At 26.4% G+C, this 17270-nt stretch carries 15 protein-coding genes and 1 pseudogene; 6 read left to right on the top strand and 10 right to left on the bottom strand.

Features of this window, described 5'->3' with window-relative positions:
* Positions 1-88: 88 nt before the first annotated feature.
* Positions 89-493: a hypothetical protein gene (locus EPJ72_RS13490; RefSeq protein ID WP_242004989.1), complete on the bottom strand. Its 405-nt coding sequence runs from the start codon at positions 491-493 to the stop codon at positions 89-91.
* A 1104-nt stretch (positions 494-1597) separates the two neighbouring features.
* Between EPJ72_RS13490 and EPJ72_RS10100 the strand changes: the two genes are divergently transcribed.
* Entirely contained in the window at positions 1598-2458 is an 861-nt protein-coding gene (locus EPJ72_RS10100) for a flagellin N-terminal helical domain-containing protein (RefSeq protein WP_147732030.1), read from the top strand.
* 94 nt (positions 2459-2552) lie between these two features.
* Here EPJ72_RS10100 and EPJ72_RS10105 read toward each other — a convergent pair whose 3' ends face one another.
* From EPJ72_RS10105 to EPJ72_RS10115, 3 genes are all read right to left on the bottom strand, one after another.
* Positions 2553-3179: a queuosine precursor transporter gene (locus EPJ72_RS10105; protein ID WP_147732031.1), complete on the bottom strand. Its 627-nt coding sequence runs from the start codon at positions 3177-3179 to the stop codon at positions 2553-2555.
* Between the two features lie 125 nt (positions 3180-3304).
* Entirely contained in the window at positions 3305-3619 is a 315-nt protein-coding gene (locus EPJ72_RS10110) for a cell division protein ZapA (protein ID WP_147732032.1), read from the bottom strand.
* 15 nt (positions 3620-3634) lie between these two features.
* A complete protein-coding gene (locus tag EPJ72_RS10115; RefSeq protein ID WP_147732033.1) occupies positions 3635-4615 on the bottom strand; it encodes a viral A-type inclusion protein in 981 nt (326 codons plus the stop codon).
* A 116-nt stretch (positions 4616-4731) separates the two neighbouring features.
* On the opposite strand from EPJ72_RS10115, the gene EPJ72_RS10120 reads away from it, so the two are divergent.
* A complete protein-coding gene (locus EPJ72_RS10120) occupies positions 4732-5886 on the top strand; it encodes a hypothetical protein (RefSeq protein ID WP_199749286.1) in 1155 nt (384 codons plus the stop codon).
* Positions 5887-6149: 263 nt separating this feature from the next.
* On the opposite strand, the gene EPJ72_RS10125 is transcribed toward EPJ72_RS10120, so the two are convergent.
* From EPJ72_RS10125 to EPJ72_RS10135, 3 genes are all read right to left on the bottom strand, one after another.
* Positions 6150-6809 carry a DUF3226 domain-containing protein gene (locus tag EPJ72_RS10125; protein ID WP_147732034.1) on the bottom strand — a complete coding sequence of 220 codons (660 nt, stop codon included), beginning with the start codon at positions 6807-6809 and terminating at the stop codon, positions 6150-6152.
* Between the two features lie 4 nt (positions 6810-6813).
* The gene (locus EPJ72_RS10130; protein ID WP_147732035.1) at positions 6814-7872 is read right to left on the bottom strand and encodes an AAA family ATPase; all 1059 of its coding nucleotides are present in this window, start codon (positions 7870-7872) and stop codon (positions 6814-6816) included.
* A gap of 101 nt (positions 7873-7973) precedes the next feature.
* Positions 7974-8909 (bottom strand): DDE-type integrase/transposase/recombinase, encoded by a 936-nt coding sequence (locus EPJ72_RS10135; RefSeq protein ID WP_147732036.1) that lies wholly within the window; start codon positions 8907-8909, stop codon positions 7974-7976.
* Positions 8910-9079: 170 nt separating this feature from the next.
* Here EPJ72_RS10135 and EPJ72_RS10140 point away from each other — a divergent pair, with 170 nt between their 5' ends.
* The 3 genes and pseudogenes from EPJ72_RS10140 to EPJ72_RS10150 all read left to right on the top strand — a co-directional run bounded on the left by EPJ72_RS10140 (position 9080) and on the right by EPJ72_RS10150 (position 12773).
* The gene (locus EPJ72_RS10140) at positions 9080-10195 is read left to right on the top strand and encodes a DNA-methyltransferase (protein WP_147732037.1); all 1116 of its coding nucleotides are present in this window, start codon (positions 9080-9082) and stop codon (positions 10193-10195) included.
* Positions 10196-10204: 9 nt separating this feature from the next.
* A complete protein-coding gene (locus tag EPJ72_RS10145; RefSeq protein WP_199749287.1) occupies positions 10205-10849 on the top strand; it encodes a hypothetical protein in 645 nt (214 codons plus the stop codon).
* 403 nt (positions 10850-11252) lie between these two features.
* Positions 11253-12773 (top strand): annotated as a pseudogene (locus EPJ72_RS10150) (aryl-sulfate sulfotransferase).
* A 206-nt stretch (positions 12774-12979) separates the two neighbouring features.
* Here the strand turns inward: EPJ72_RS10150 and EPJ72_RS10155 are convergent.
* Positions 12980-14266: a hypothetical protein gene (locus EPJ72_RS10155; protein ID WP_147732038.1), complete on the bottom strand. Its 1287-nt coding sequence runs from the start codon at positions 14264-14266 to the stop codon at positions 12980-12982.
* A gap of 174 nt (positions 14267-14440) precedes the next feature.
* Between EPJ72_RS10155 and EPJ72_RS10160 the strand changes: the two genes are divergently transcribed.
* The gene (locus EPJ72_RS10160) at positions 14441-15400 is read left to right on the top strand and encodes an integrase core domain-containing protein (protein ID WP_147732039.1); all 960 of its coding nucleotides are present in this window, start codon (positions 14441-14443) and stop codon (positions 15398-15400) included.
* 191 nt (positions 15401-15591) lie between these two features.
* Here the strand turns inward: EPJ72_RS10160 and EPJ72_RS10165 are convergent, their stop codons facing one another.
* Positions 15592-16575, bottom strand: a complete 984-nt coding sequence (locus tag EPJ72_RS10165) for an AAA family ATPase (RefSeq protein ID WP_147732040.1) — start codon at positions 16573-16575, stop codon at positions 15592-15594.
* Positions 16576-16587: 12 nt separating this feature from the next.
* Positions 16588-17085: a BatD family protein gene (locus EPJ72_RS10170; RefSeq protein WP_242004990.1), complete on the bottom strand. Its 498-nt coding sequence runs from the start codon at positions 17083-17085 to the stop codon at positions 16588-16590.
* Positions 17086-17270: the final 185 nt, after the last annotated feature.

Here is a 17270-nt window from a genome sequence, read left to right on the forward strand (position 1 = left end):
AGTATCGTTTTTATTGTCGTTTAAAAATAAAAATGCTTTAAATAAAAAGTTTTTATTTAAAGCATTCTTTTTTATATGGCATCAGTAATTATTGTCTAGTATATAACAAATTATCTGGTGATATAGTAGTTATTTTTTTATTGTATTTAGCAGAAATAGGTACTCCATCTTCATTTAATGTTATTTCTAATTTATTATTATAATCCATGTAAATAAAATTTAATTGATTTACAGCTTCATTAATTTTACTGTTGGATGTATCAATAAAAACTACGCTATATAAAGGTCCATAAAATACTGTATAACCTAAATTATTTTTATCATCTCTTGATAGTTCAAGAAAAGATGCTGGTATTTTTACCTTTGCAACTCCATTTTCTAAATATTCTACAAACTCTTTTGTTATGTTTACATTTCTATTATCATTAGCATTGAATGTACCCTGAAAATAATCCTCAATGCCTTCTTTAACACTAGGTGCTTTATCTAGCATTCCAATTATTATTTCTGAAGTTTTTTTATTTGTTACATAAACATATCCAACTGTTTCATCATCATAAATAGGAAAATGTATCTCCCCAACCCAAGTGCCGTCACTTATTATATAACCAAAATATCTATCATAGTATTATTATCCTCTTTTTCTGGTTTGCTGTAAATATTCTCTTTTGCAAAACTTACTATATTTTGTGATTTACCGTTTGATATTACTAAACCGCTTACTCCTCCGTCTTTTATAGTTATATCAACTCCATTGTTTCCTGTTTCATCAGAATTAAAAAATTTCCAAGTTCCGTTATATTTTTCATCTAGACCATTAATTGTATAAGATGTAGTAATAATTTTTGCATTATTATTGTTGTTATTATTGTATATATCATCTTTAGTAGGATTTGTTATGTCATTATTCTTTGAACTACAAGCCGCTATAGTAAAAATGCTAATACAAACCAGTACATATTGTAATTTTTTATCATTTTATATCCTTTTTAGTAAATTACTTTTACAATAACTCTTTATATTGTTCCGTAATTATACAATATAATTATAAAAAAAGCTAGCATTTTTTATTACATACCCCGCCCTTTATATTTATTGCCTAAAATAAAAAATATAGTCTCTATTTTCTTATCAGATAATTAAGAATTATAAGCTGCCCGCCCAAGCTTTTTGAAATTTAAAAGACTCTCAACCGCACGTTAAATTAAACAAAAAACATAATAAAATTTATATTCTAATCTTGTTAATATAGTTTATTTTATACAGCGTGCGGTGAATCATTTACTTATAATAAAAAATTTAAAAAAAATAAAAAAAATGCTAAACCCAATTTAAGTTTATGCCGATAGAGCCGAGAACTAATATATAGAAAAACGAAGGTCCAAAGATTTGGCGGTCTCGAACCTTTCGTTTTTATTATTAATTGATAAACCATATTTAGGTATTTTTATTTGCAGATAAAAATGCCTTGAGAGTTTATGACTTACCAAAAACCTTAATTTGTTTAAAATCTCGGAAAGTCATAAATTCTCTTTAATATTTTTTTGCCAATTAGGCACGGATGCCTTTTTGAATAAATATATCAGGGAGGATGACAATGATCATCAATAATAATATCAGTGCAGTAAATGCACAACGTACTTTAAAATTTAGGAATGTAGACCTTTCTAAAGATATGTCAACTTTAGCTTCTGGTATGAGAATTAACAGAGCTGGAGATGATGCTTCTGGATTAGCAGTATCAGAAAAAATGCGTACACAAATTCGCGGTTTACGTCAAGCTGAAAGAAATACTCAAGATGGTATATCTTTCATTCAAACTACTGAAGGTTACCTTCAAGAAAGTCAAGACATCTTACAAAGAATTCGTGAATTAGCTGTACAATCTGCTAACGGTATCTATACTGATGATGACAGAATGCTCATTCAAGTTGAAGTTTCTCAATTAGTAGATGAAGTTAATCGTATTGCTAGTCAAGCTCAGTTTAACACTCTTAATATGCTTACTGGTAGATTTGCTGATCCTAATGCCGGCGGAAACCCTGCTGCAAGTATGTGGTTTCACATGGGAGCTAATATGGACGAAAGAAGAAGAGTTTATATAGGTACTATGACTGCTGCTGCTTTAGGTTTACAAAATGCTAATGACGGTACTAGCCTTTCTATTTCTTCTATTGACAGTGCTAATACTGCTATAGGTTTATTAGACGAAGCTTTAATGAAAGTTTCTAAACAAAGATCTAATCTTGGTGCTTATCAAAACAGATTAGAGCTTACTGCTCAAGGTTTGATGATAGGTTATGAAAACACTATGGCTTCTGAAAGCAGAATAAGAGATACAGATATGGCTGAAGCTTCTGTTAAATTTGCTAAAGATCAAATACTTAGTCAAACTAACTTAGCTATGCTTGCTCAAGCTAACACTATAACTCAAGGTGTATTACGCTTAGTTCAATGATGATTTTTATTTATTGATTGATTGAAAAAAGAAAAAAGCTGTTCTCAAAAATGGGAGCAGCTTTTTTCTTAATATCTATTTTGTAAATATTTTTTTATTCTTTATTTTCTTTTACTAAATATATCATAGGCACACTTATAATAGTTACTGCATATTTTACAAAGAAGTTAAATACAAATATTCCAACTAAAGCCTCAAAAGGCAATGCTCCGTAAAATGCTATCACTACAAATAATAAATTGTCAACAGGTATACTAAAAGCATTGCTAATTAATACTCTAAGCCATTGATATCTTTTAGTAATTTTTGTTACAAAGAAATGATATATCTCTGTATCAACCAATTCTGCTACTGTAGAGCCAACAATTGAAGCTATTGATATTCTAAGTACTGGGCTTAATGTTAATTGAAAAGCTTCATTAAATTGCCAACTGCTGTCTGCTGGTATATTTGATATTATATAAAAATAAATAGGTGTAAATATATTTATTATAGCCGAAACTAATATAAGTTTTTGAGTATTTTTTTTGCCTATTGTTTTATGCGACATATCTCTTATTGTAAAAGCTAATGGATAGAGAAAAGTACCACCGTCTACAGCTAAATTTAATACATTTGCTATCTTTACGCTTGCTATATTTGATATCATCTGACAAGCTATATAAGAACCAATAATGATTATACTAATAAATGAAATTTGATATTCGTAGTTTTTTTCCATCAATGTTTTTCCTTTTTTTATTATAAAATATATTATAAAATAATAAAATAGATATTTATCCTATATTTTTTTATAAGTTTTTTAGTCAGTTTTTAGAAAGAAAATATTTTTTGATAATTTTTTATTTATTCTTTTAAGGTTACTTCATCTATGAGCTTAATAAGTTCATTAGATCTTGATACTATACTCTCTTTAAAAGCTGATAGAGTATCTTCTCCAGCTTTGGTATTTTTTAATTCTCTTTTAAAGGCATCAGCGATATTAAGACAAGCAAGTATAGCTATAACATCTCTAGGCTGTTTATCGCCGTAAATTTCTGATATCTCTTTCATACTTTCATCAACAAATGATGCTAATTCTTTTAAGTATTCAATATTTTCTTCATCATATTTAATACTCAAATTTCTTCCAAATATATTAACCTCTAAATTACTTCCCATAATATTTCCTAATTATTATTTAGAATCATCATCAAAGAAAAAATCTTCCTCCTCATCATCACCAAACATATACTGATCTTCTTCATTGACGTCAAAATCATAAGAAGAGTTATTATCTTGATGACTTACTTCTTTTTCTTCTTCAATGATACTCTCTGTATTATTATCTTCTATATCTGAGTCCCAACTTGCATCATAAGCACTAGAAAAAGGATCCTCATCTTCATTCACTTTTACATTAGCAACATTACTATAATTTTTTTGAATATTATTATTATATTCCTCTTTAATATCATCTGCCTTAATATTATCTGATTTAGTATTATCTGACACTTCGTTAACAATACTTTCTTCAATAATATTTGATTTTAATTCTTCTAATTGTACCTCTTTGTCTTCTATAGTATTGTCTACAAAAGAGCTATTTTCTATACTTTCTTTAATTTTTTTAATATCTAAATCAGTAATATTATTGTTTACATTTAATTTATCAGAGATATTATCATCTATCATAGCCTTGTCTATTTTGCTAATTAAACTAAATACACTACTTTGAACCTCTTCATTTTCTTTTTTAATATTATCTATATTACTGCTTATTGTTTGAATTTCTTTTTTGAGGTTATCATTTTCCTCCATAAGAGAGAAATAATCTTTTTCAAATCTTTCTACATTTGTTTTAAGGCTGTCTCTTTCTATTTTTGTAGCTTCTAATTCTTTCAATAGATTTTCTTTTTCTCTTAAAATATTATCTCTTTCTTCTTTGAGAGAATTATAATTATCATTAATATTTCTTTTATCTGTTTCTAATATAGTTTTATCTTCTTTTATTGACTGCAATTGAGATTGTAATTCATTTATGCTATTTTGAAGATTTTCTTTTTCTAAGATGAGTTCATTAATATTTTTATACAAAGCATTTTTTTCTGATGAGAGGATTTTCCATTCTTCTAACAAATCTTTTACTTTATTTTCCAATACACTAAATTCTTTCACTTTCAGCCCCCAAAACAATAGTATAAAAAATTATATCACATATAATGCAATTGTCAATTTTTTATTTATATGGTAAAATTAATCAAATAGAATAAAAACTTAATAAAACGTATATAATGAAAAAACTAATATTTATTCTTCTTTTTTTTAATTGTTTAGCACTCTACGCACAATCACCATATTCTGAGAAAGAACAGAGATTACTGAAAGGCGTAATAAATGTTTGGCCGTATATAGGTTTAGAGCCTATTAGACCAACTACATCATATATACCTTATGATTATATACATGAAAGCTATAAAAGAGATAATCCAGACCCTAGAATTTTCTCTTCCAGATTATTATATGAATTATCAACTATAGAGCTTCATATGAATACTGTTATAGGAGTAAATTTAAAAAACGGAAACTTTTCTATGCCTAACATGTATTTTTCTGTGGGAAAAAGTTTTCATTATGATTGGATATTTTCTGCAACTCCTTTTGTAACACTTTCAAGCAAATTAAATGTGTTTAGTGAAAATGGAAAAGTTAAGGCTAATGGAAACATAGAGGTTTATGATGCTGGTATAGAAACTGTAACATTAACAAGGCTTTTATTATCTTTTAGAATGAGAGCTGTTAATGATATTAATGAATCTACTTTTATGCTTTTGCCTTCTGTGGTTGATAGCTCTACTAAAAGTTTTGAAGATGTTCCGCATTGGTATTTACCGAGGATAAACAATGCTATGGGGTTTAGAACTGGGTTTATTGGGCATTATTATGAGATTTCTTATTCTCAAGGATTTACTGAAAACTCTTCTCCTTTGGCTGCGGTTTTTAAAATTAATGGAGATTATTTTAAATTACAATTTTTGTATCAGTACAATAAAAAATCTTCTCTCTCTCCAGAGGCTTTCGATAATAACAATATTAATTATTATAATGATTATACTCATCATATAATACAGCTTTATGCTATGGGAAGAGTGCCTTTCTTAAATAATGAACTATGGCTTAATATGCTTGGAGAGTATACTTGGAGGGACAATGATGCTCATTATTTAAGGTTTGAATTAGGGCTTGAATGGAAAATGCTTAATATTGCAATACGTCCTTTGTTTTATATACCTATTGAACATGATGATGATAACAGAAATAGATTTGATAAAAGTAAGGATTTATTTTGTTTAGAATATAGTGCTTATGTAAAATTTGACCCTATTTACTTTGGTTTTCAAGGCTCAACAGATGGAAGATATTATATAGCTATGAAGGCTTTATTTTAATTTCTAAATTTATAAAAAAAATTCACACCGCACGTTAAACAAAATTTTTTAATTAAATTAGTTAACAATACAAATTTTATTAAATAATAAAGTCCGCTAACCGTGCGTTAAATAGATTTTTTTATTTAATAAAAACTTGGGCGGGAGTTAACATTTCTAAATAAGCAGTAAAACAATTTAAATTAGAATTTCAATAAAACGCTATAGAGAATAAAGGGCGGGACTTCTAAATAATTTTTAAATATATAAAAAATAAAATTAAACTAATTAAATAAATTTTTTAAAAAAACTATAAGTTCATTTAATACTTTTGAATCTAAATAATCATTAAATTCCTGAAATAATCCGCCTATAGTATTTCTTTTTTTACATTTTACAGATATAAATGCAAGTATTTTAGATTTTAATATATGAGCTTCATTATCTCCTTGATTAATATAATTATTGGCACAATCAAAAAAATTATTAACACATTCATTATATAAATCTTTATCTTTTTCTAAAATAATATCTTCAACTAAACATTCTAAACAGCCAGAAGTTTTATCATTAGTCTTTGTTGTTAGAAATAAGCCTTTATTATCATCATAGTATATATTTTGGTTTGCATTATATTCAAGTTTTATAATATCATTAAAAATATTAAATCTTTTTTGAGCATTATCTTCAGCATCTACTAAAATACCGAGTTTTTCTATATTATTATAATTAGGGCTTTTTATAAATGAAGTAATGTTGTTTTTATTATCAACTTCATTAATAGGTATAATATGAACAGTATCATTATCTTCTATAAAAGATTTATCATATTTTCCTGTTATATAGTTTAATCCTAATTTTTTACCAATTAAAAGAGAGCATAAATCTCTTTCATCATTACCCTCAACAAGAAGCACTTTTTTAGCCATAGGATTATTGAGCATTATTTTATCTTACCTCCCAATTATCCATAGCATTATTTAATTCTTCACTATTGTATATAACAGGGTAATATTTTTCTTCTTTGTCAGCTTCTATCCTTATACCTTGAATATCATCATTTGAATTATATTTATTTTTTACTTCGTTATAAACATCATTAAAAGCCTTTATGCATTCATAAGAATGAGTGGTGGCAAAAAGCTGGACATTATTTGTATAGCATACTTTAAATAAAGAAATCCATAAATTACTCAATGAACTGTAATGAAAACCGTTATCAATTTCATCAATAAGTAAAACTCCATCTGGTACGAATAAAGTATTTACAATGTAATTAAATATTTTTAATATTCCATTTCCTAATGCATTTAGAGATAGATATCTATTAAGTCCAATATCTGCCTCGCATATTTTATTAGATGATATTCTAATTGACTGTAAATTTGGTATTATAGGTTTTAAACAATCTACAACTATTTTATCCATTTTTAGATTTTGAATTTTATCAAATCCTTCTATAATATTAATTTTAAATCTATTTTCCTTATAATTAGAATCATTAAAAAAAGAAAAATGAAATAATGGATAATTTACAATTGATGATAGTATTGTTTTATTATTAAGTATGACATTATTATTAATAGACATAAAACTATTATCTAGTTTTCTATTACTATTTATAAGTAATGGAAGTTTTATGGTTTTTCCATCATTATTTTTTACTTGATAGTAAATGCCATCTAATGGAGCAATTTCTAATGATTCTATAGGATATATATTTAATTCTTTCTTTGTAGTTTTTATATTTATTGGTTTACTATAATCAAAATTATGAAATATTAATTCCAAATTATTATTTAAAGGTATATCTCTCTGCAAAAAACTAGCTATAATAGTATTTGAGTTAAACATATCAGAATATATATGTAATGCCTCCAAAAAATTGGTTTTTCCTACGCTGTTTTTCCCAAATATTAAATTAAATCTTTTAAAACTATCTACTTTAAAGTCCTTGAAACATTTAAAATTACTTATGCTTATATTTGGTATTTGAATATTATCCATAAAAAACCCACATCTCTTTATATAAAATAAATAATATATCAATAAACATTTATTGTCAAAATATTTAAATATATATAAATAATAAAAATCTTCAATAAATGTCATGGAGCCATAGATATTGTACTTTTACTTGCTATAATATTTTTGATTCTTTCTTTGATTGTAATATACAATAAAGAAGAAATCAATCTTTGATTGTTATAAAAATGTGTATATTCTTTTAATTTTTCTCTCAATAATTCTACTGTGATATTTTTATTTAATCGTGAATAAAATTCTCTTTCGTCTATGCCGTGTACTCTTTCTACTACGCCATTGTATCTTGGTGTTGCTATAGGAATATATCTCCTCTCTAATTTATTTTTTAAGCAGTATTCATCAAAAATATTTATTTTAGGAGTATTAATACAGCGATAAGTATATTCTATACCATTGTCCGTTTGTATAGCCTGTATCTTAAAAGGTGAAGTTTTTAAGACATATTTTAAGAAAGATAAAGCACTAGAAGGTGTTTTATCTTCATAGATTTCTCTCCAACTATAACGAGTAGCTAAATCTACAGCAGTGAACTGATAAACTCTTTTTCTGCCTAATTTGATATATTTAGTGTCTATTTGAACTATTTTGCCTTCTTTTTGTATTTTAGAGACAAATTTACGCTTATCATATCGCTTCTTTTTCTTTTTTATTTTGTATCTCCAAAGATTATTTCTTTTTAGTACATTCTCTATAGCTGTAACCCCTATCTTAATGCCTTCACGGTTCAAATATGCTTTAATATAATGTTTTCCCCTATACTCTTCAGTATAGAGTTTAATAATTAAATTAATAGCTTTTTGGTTATTAAAGATATTTGGGGAAGTTTTTGGTCTAGTGCTAAAATTGGCGACAGTTCCAGTGTCTTTATATTTTTTAAGCCAAGCATAAAAAGTAGATTTGGGTATTTCTTCTATCTTTAAAAATCTTTTAATATTTTTAGTTTCTAATGCTTCATCCACTATAAATAATTTAAATTCTGTGCTATAATCTTTTTTCATAGTAGTATCCTTTATTTATTTTCTATATCAAAATATTATAACAAGGATACTGCTTTTTTTATACTAAAAAATGTCCAATATCTCATACTCCTAAACAAACAACAAATAATAACATATTGTTTAATATAAATATTATAGTACAATATAAAATATATGTTTTAGGTAATAATATGAAAGAATTTAGAACTATAGAAATAGAAAATATTTATAATGATTCAGATATTAGTGCAGGAATAGAATCATTAAAAACAGCAGGAATAGAAACAATATTAAATAATAATAGCATTATTTTAAATTTTGATATTGTAGATTTAAAATATCTTGAAACTATAAATAACAACAAATTAATAAAAAAAATAATAGAAGAATTATATAAAATTCGTTCATTTTCAAGCAGTAATGGAAAAATAGTTTTTAAAAGCTTTAACAAAGATAAAAAAGTAAAAGACAAAGAAGAAAATAAGAAAAAAAGATTAGCTTATGAATATTATAAAAAAGATTTTCAAAAAGAAAATAATGAAATAGATGAATCATTCATTAATAATATACATTGTTCTGATTCATTAGAATTTCTGCAAAAACTTCCTAATAATTCTATAGATATAGTATTAACTTCTCCGCCATATAATTTTGGTATTAGTTACGAAAACACAAACGATGTAAATATATGGGAAGATTATTTTGATAAACTATTTTGTATATTTAAAGAATGCATAAGAATATTAAAAGATAGCGGAAGAATTATTATAAATGTGCAACCTATGTTTTCAGATTATATACCTACACATCATTTAATAAGTAATTTCTTTATAAATCAAGGTATGATATGGAAAGGGGAAATTATATGGGAAAAAAATAATTATAATTGTAAATATTGTACTTGGGGAAGCTGGAATAGTCCTTCATCTCCATATTTAAAATATTCTTGGGAATTTATTGAAATATTTTGTAAAAATTCTTTAAAAAAAGAAGGAGATAAAAATAATATAGATATAGTAGCAGATGAATTTAAAAAATGGGTATATTCAAAATGGTCAATAGCACCTGAAAGAAATATGAAAAAATACAATCATGATGCTATGTTTCCAGAAGAATTAGTTAGAAGAGCATTAAAACTTTTTTCATATCAAAATGATATTGTATTAGATCCGTTTAATGGTGCTGGCACTACTACAAAAATAGCAAAAGAACTAAATAGAAGATTTATAGGTATTGATATATCAGAAGAATATTGCAAAATAGCTAATGATAGGTTAAAAGAAGCAAACAATTTATTTAATAATTAGGAGTATAATATGTCATCTATAGAAGAACTTATTAATGACTATAATAGTGTTGTAAAAGTAGTTAATAAAAATGCTGCAGAAGATGAGGATAGAGCTTATGGCGGAGTAATAAGATCAGTTAAAGGAAAATTACAAGAACATATCACTGAAGAAATAATAAGAATAGCTTGGAATAATTTAAAAGGTGATATGAATAGATTAGAAATTAATTCAAAAAAAATAAAACTTCCAATAAAAGAAAATTATATAAAATCTATAAAAAATAAAGAAGTTAGAGATTATATATTAAAAAATAAAGACCATTATTATTATGGATTAAGTGTTGATAAACATGTATTTATAGATAATAATTTTGTTATTGGAATAGAATGTAAGGCATACACAGAAAATGCTATGATGAAACGTATATTAATTGATTTTCATTTATTAAAAACTCTTTATCCAAATATATCTTGTTATTTATTTCAATTAGAAAGTCAATTAGGAGGAGATTATTCACAATTACCTGACATCGTTTATGGTTCTAAATCTACACATTCTATAATGAGCTATTTTGAAAATGTAGAATTAAATATATATACATTTTTAAAAGGTGAAAGAGATATAAATAATCCAATTCACAAAAATTTTAAACCATTAAAAAAAATGTATTAGAAAAAGCTGTCAAATTATTAGAAAATGATTTAAAACAGTATTTATAATTTTGAATAAATATAATAAAAATTTTTAAGTTAGTAATTTTTTTATTGTTCTTTTTCCCGCAGCTACACACCTAAAGGTACTTCCTTCGGTCGCCCTGAAGGACTCCTTTCAGTCGCGGTGTGGACTTCGTCAAAGAACGAAAAAGTGCAAGTATTTTAATTTTATACATTTGTATAGGTATTGAATAAATATAATACATATATAAAGGTATAAGAATGCAGTCCTTTTGCTTCTTTGGGTCACCAAAAGAAGTGGGGTGCGGGGCAAAGCCCTGCAAATATTTAAAATTTAAGTTATTAGAAAATAAAAAATTTTTTAGTATATATATTATATTTAGGTGCTGCTTATGAAAAACATGCTATTAACTTTTTTATTTACTTTTTTCTTTATAGTAAACTGTAGTGCAAATGAAAAGGAGTTGGGAGAAAATATTATTGACCCTAATAAACTCACACCATTAGGTACTATAATATTAAATTCTTATGATATAGCTCCATTATCTGCTTCTTATGTTATAAGCAATACTAATAATTACCCAATAACAGTAACTGTTAAAGGGCTATACAATGAACCTGATATAATTCATACCTATCCTGCTAACTACGGAAAAGAGTTTGAAATACATGGGCTTTTCTCAGAAGCTACTAATACAATTATTATCAATGATGCAGGAAGAGAGATTATAGAAAATCATTATATAAAAAAGATTTATCATGATGATGTGTACATTGATTCAAAATATACAGTAGAGATTAATAAACTTACTAACGATGACGGAAATAATCCTGATTTATATTTTATTCAATATTTTAATGGTTGGTATCCTACTGCTACTATAGGTATATCAAAAAATGGTTATGTGAGATATTTTATTAAAGGAGTTACTGCTTCAAAAATCGCTATAGAGGGCAATAAGTTTTTAATATATCCTATGTATGAAGGAAAAATTCATAATATGCTTGGAAAGGAACTTGTAAAATATCCGAGCAATTCTCATCATGACACTATAAAAAAAGATGATAATTATATTTATTTATCTGCAAGTAAATGGGGCGGAAATGATGAGATTACAGAGATTGACTTTTATGGAAATATAGTTAGAAAGATGAGTTTTGCGTCTATTATAAGAGATATAGTGCTTCCTAATAACGATAAAAATGAAATAAGAATATTAAACAGAATTGTGTTTGATAAAGATAATATATTTGCAGATGAAAACAGAGAGCAGAAATCTATAGACTGGTTTCATGCTAATTCGCTTGTTTATGATAAAGAAACTGATATACTTTATATATCTTCAAGGAATTTAGGAGTATTTGCAATTGACTACAGTGATTGGAAATTGATATGATGGTTTGCAGATGAAACCTTAAACACAAGAACAGGAAATGCATATGGTCAGATTCCTTATAAAGATAGCTTAAAAGATTTGCCTTCATTAGATGCTTATAGAGTAAAAGGAGATGCACTCACAGACGGACCAAAAAATCAGCATGCATTAATACTTTTTCCAAATGGTAATTTAGGAATGCTTGATAATCAGGGAGATGCTAACAGAAACTCTAAAGGCTCAAGATATGTAGAATATAGTATTACAGGTGAGCATGGTTCTTATACAGCAATTAAAACAGATGAGTTTAGAGAGGCTTCGCTTTATTCAAGAATTAATTCAGATGCTGACATAAAAGGAAATAACTTGCTTTTAACTTATGGTACTATAAGAACTGTATTGGAAGTGGATAAACAAACAAAAGAAGTTTTATTTAAAAATAAGTTTAATATGCCGAAATCTGAATTATATTATAGAGCAGACAAATTGCCTTTATATTATGAAGAGGGAAGAGAGTACTTTGAAGACGCTAATATAAAGAATTGATTGTTGATATATATTTGAAATTTTTAGATTAGTGATTTTTTTATTGTTTTTTAGGGCTAGCCACCGTACTCCAGTTATTTTACTTTGCACTTTTTGCGGCGGGAAAAAGTTGAATAAAACAAAAATTTATGTAATAAATTATATACTTGAAATTTTTAGGTTATTAATTTTTTAGAAATATAATTGAAATACTCTAGTCTAAAGAATTAATTATCTATACTTATAGATTTTATAGCCTCTATGCATAACTCTTCATTTTCTTTGCCGTTGTATGTAAACCATGCAAGAAGGGCTAACTTTTTTGAAACGGCTACTACAGTAAATACATAATCATCATTGCCCATAGATTTTTTGTATACAGCAGATTTTATATCTTTTATTTTTATATCTGTAAGGTCGCCTTTCTCTTCATTTGTGATGTCCATTTGCTTTATAACATATTCCATTATAGCGTCAATTTCATCGTTTGCAAAAGAATATACCTGCATAGCAATGTAAGTATGTATATTTTTAAACTCTACTAAGGTTTTATCATCTCTGTAAATATTAAAACTCATAGGAAGAGAAATATTAAATCCGCCTGCAATAGAGTATCTTGCATATTCTTTTCTAAATCCAATATCTGTATTAGTCATTTGAATATTATTTTTTTTATTGGATTCTATAAACTTAGCTAAATTATCATCGTCCAAATAGTATGCTATATCAGAAAGTATCTTCCAAGGATATGGCAAATTTTTATCTTTTTTATAAGCCTCTTGAAAACAGTAAATTATTTTTTTGTATGTATCTCTCTCTTTGTCGTCTATAATCTCTCTAAAAGGAAAATAAAGCCATATAATACTATTTAAACTCTTAAACCAAAAATCGGCATTAATCTCTTCATCATTCCAAATAAAAAACTCTCTTGCAAAATTATATTTATCTTCTAAAGGAGCATTAATTAAATTATTAAACCAAGATTTACCCCAATATCCCAAAGGAGAAAGAGCATAATATTCTTTTTCTATCATAGGATAATCATAAGGCATAGATATCATAAAGTTTGTAAACTCTTCATTAGCAAGCAAACTCTCTGAATATTCGTTTAATGCTGCTGCAAAGAAATTTTTTAATTTATCAAAATTTTTTTCTTTAAAATATCCGCTGTAGTCTTTATATGTTTTATCTTCTTCAAATACAATATCTAATCTTGTTGAAATTCTGCCTAATACAGAAATGATAAATCTATGATACCCAGCACCAAAAATACCGCTATTAATAGTTACATATAATGTACCTTCTTTATATTCAAAATACACAGGGTCAGCAGATGGGTGAAAAGAGTATATTAATGTGCTTGATTTCTCTTCATCTAAGATAGAATATTCTGAAAGCATAACAAGTGGATTAATATTTACTTCGTTTAGAGATGATACTATTGATTTAAATAGTCTATCTTTTGTAGGAAGAGCCCTATTAAATTTAGCACTAAGTAAAAATTCAATATTCATAAAAATTATATATAGTATTATAATATTATATATAATAACATTTTTTATTAATATATCAATATACATTTTATACTTGATTGTTTAGGAGTGTGAGATATTGGACATTTTTTAGTATAAAAAAGCAGTATCCCTGTTATAATATTTTGATATAGAAAACAAATAAAGGATACTACTATGAAAAAAGATTATAGCACAGAATTTAAATTATTTATAGTGGATGAAGCATTAAAAACTAAAAATATTAAAAGATTTTTAAAGATGGAAAGAATAAATAAATCCACTTTTTATACTTGGATTAAGAAATATAAAGACACTGGAACTGTCGCCAATTTTAGCACTAGACCAAAAACTTCCCCAAATATCTTTAATAATCAAAAAGCTATTAATTTAATTATTGAACTCTATACTAAAGAATATCGAGGTAAGCATTATATTAAAGCATATTTAAATCGTGAAGGCATTAAGATAGGGGTTACAGCTATAGAGAATGTACTAAAAAGAAATAATCTTTGGAGATACAAAATAAAAAAGAAAAAGAAGCGATATGATAAACGAAAATTTGTCTCTAAAATACAAAAAGAAGGCAAAATAGTTCAAATAGACACTAAATATATCAAATTAGGCAGAAAAAGAGTTTATCAATTCACAGCTGTAGATTTAGCTACTCGCTATAGTTGGAGGCAAATCTATGAGGATAAAACACCTTATAGTGCTTTATCTTTCTTAAAATATGTCTTAAAAACTTCACCTTTTAAGATACAGGCTATACAAACAGCGACCGAAGGAAGTGCCTGTGGTAACAATGGTATAGAATATACTTATCGCTGTATTAATACTCCTAAAATCAATATTTTTGATGAATACTGCTTAAAAAATAAATTAGAGAGGAGATATATTCCTGTAGCTACACCAAGATACAATGGTGTAGTAGAAAGAGTACACGGCATAGACGAAAGAGAATTTTATTCACGATTAAATAAAAATATCACAGTAGAATTATTAAGAGAAAAATTAAAAGAATATACACATTTTTATAACAATCAAAGATTGATTTCTTCGTTAGGTTATATTACAATCAAAGAAAGAATCAAAAATATTATAGCAAGTAAAAGTACAATATCTATGGCTCCATGACATTATTATTTGTTGTTTATGCTGAAAATTTTTAAGTTTGTTACTGTGAGCATAAGCACATTTCCGCACGGATTAGCTTACTCCTGTCGAATGCCCTCTATACATACGGTTTATTGCCTATTATCATACAAAATAAAGAAGTTATTTCATAATTTAAATATAAACTAAAATTTATATATACTTACAATTTTTTAAGGCACATTTATATTTGAAAGAAGCTCTTCTATAATCATATCGCTGCTCACATTCTCAGCTTGTGCCTCGTAACTTACACTAATTCTATGTCTTAAAACCTCATAAGCAACTGCCCTAATATCTTCCGGTATCACAAAACCTCTGCCGTTCATCATAGCATTAGCCTTAGCTGCTTTTGTAAGATATATACCAGCCCTAGGAGAAGCACCATAATCAATATACTCCTCTTTAAGTTTATATTCTATTGGGTTTCTTGTTGCATCTATTATATTAACTATATAATCTAACAACTTATCTTCTATATATATCTGTTTAGCTAATATTCTTAATTTGTTTATTGTTTCTATTGTTGTAATAGGTTTTACTTCCTCTGGTTTTGAAGAAGACATATTTTTTATTATAGTTTTCTCTTCGCTTTTTAGAGGGTATTTAACAATTACCTTTAGCATAAATCTATCAACCTGTGCCTCTGGTAAAGGATAAGTACCTTCTTGCTCTATTGGGTTTTGAGTAGCTAATACTAAAAACACTTCTGGAAGTTTATATGTTTTATCGCCTATTGTAACTTGATGTTCTTCCATAGCCTCAAGTAAAGCAGATTGCACTTTAGCAGGTGAACGGTTTATCTCGTCAGCAAGTATGATGTTGGAAAATATTGGACCTTGCTTTGGTAAGAAAACTGAATTCTTAATATCATATATCTCTGTACCTATAATATCTGCAGGAAGCAAATCTGGCGTAAACTGTATTCTTTTAAAAGTTGCATCTATTGTAGAAGCTAAAGTTTTAACTGTAAGCGTTTTTGCAAGTCCCGGTACTCCTTCAAGCAATACATGCCCATCACATATTATGCCAAGCAAAAGCTTATCTATCATATTCTCTTGCCCAACTATCACTTTTTTAATTTCATCTTTTACTGCATTCACAACATCTAATGCCGCATTGGCTGCTTCTGAAATAGCCTGTAAATCTTTAGTCATAAACTCTCCATTTTAATTTTTATGCTGTTTTTTTATAAATTTATATAATAAGTATACTATAAGAACTATAAGTACCCACTGCCCAATCATTATAATTAAAAATGAATTGCCGAAAACTCTAATGTTATATTCACTTAAAGGCTCTTCATTTGGTATTAAATTGTTTCCCCTCTCAAGTTCATAATAACGAGCTTCTAATTCTGGTATTTTTAATTTGCCTTTATTAATTGGCTTTAATGTATATATTATTTTGTATATAGTTTTAATATCAGTATTTTCTTTATCTATTGTTTCACTTTCTATTCTTTTGTTTATTATCTCAAAATCGCTTATAGAGTTTTCGTCTAAACCTTCAGCCTTAAAACTATTAGCATCTCCTGTAAAAGTTAAAGTATATTTAATATTCTGCCATTTATATATACTCTTTCTATTAACCTTACCTTCAACAGAAACCATAGAAAAAACTGTAGTATTAATAATCATTATAAGCAAAATAATATAATATCTCATAGCTTTTTAGATTATAATAAAAAACAAAAAAGTCAACCTAATTAAGTGTATTATATAGTGTCATGGAGCCATAGATATTGTACTTTTACTTGCTATAATATTTTTGATTCTTTCTTTGATTGTAATATACAATAACGAAGAAATCAATCTTTGATTGTTATAAAAATGTGTATATTCTTTTAATT

Source organism: Brachyspira pilosicoli (assembly GCF_008016535.1).
In the GTDB taxonomy this organism is placed as follows: Bacteria; Spirochaetota; Brachyspiria; order Brachyspirales; family Brachyspiraceae; genus Brachyspira; species Brachyspira pilosicoli_A.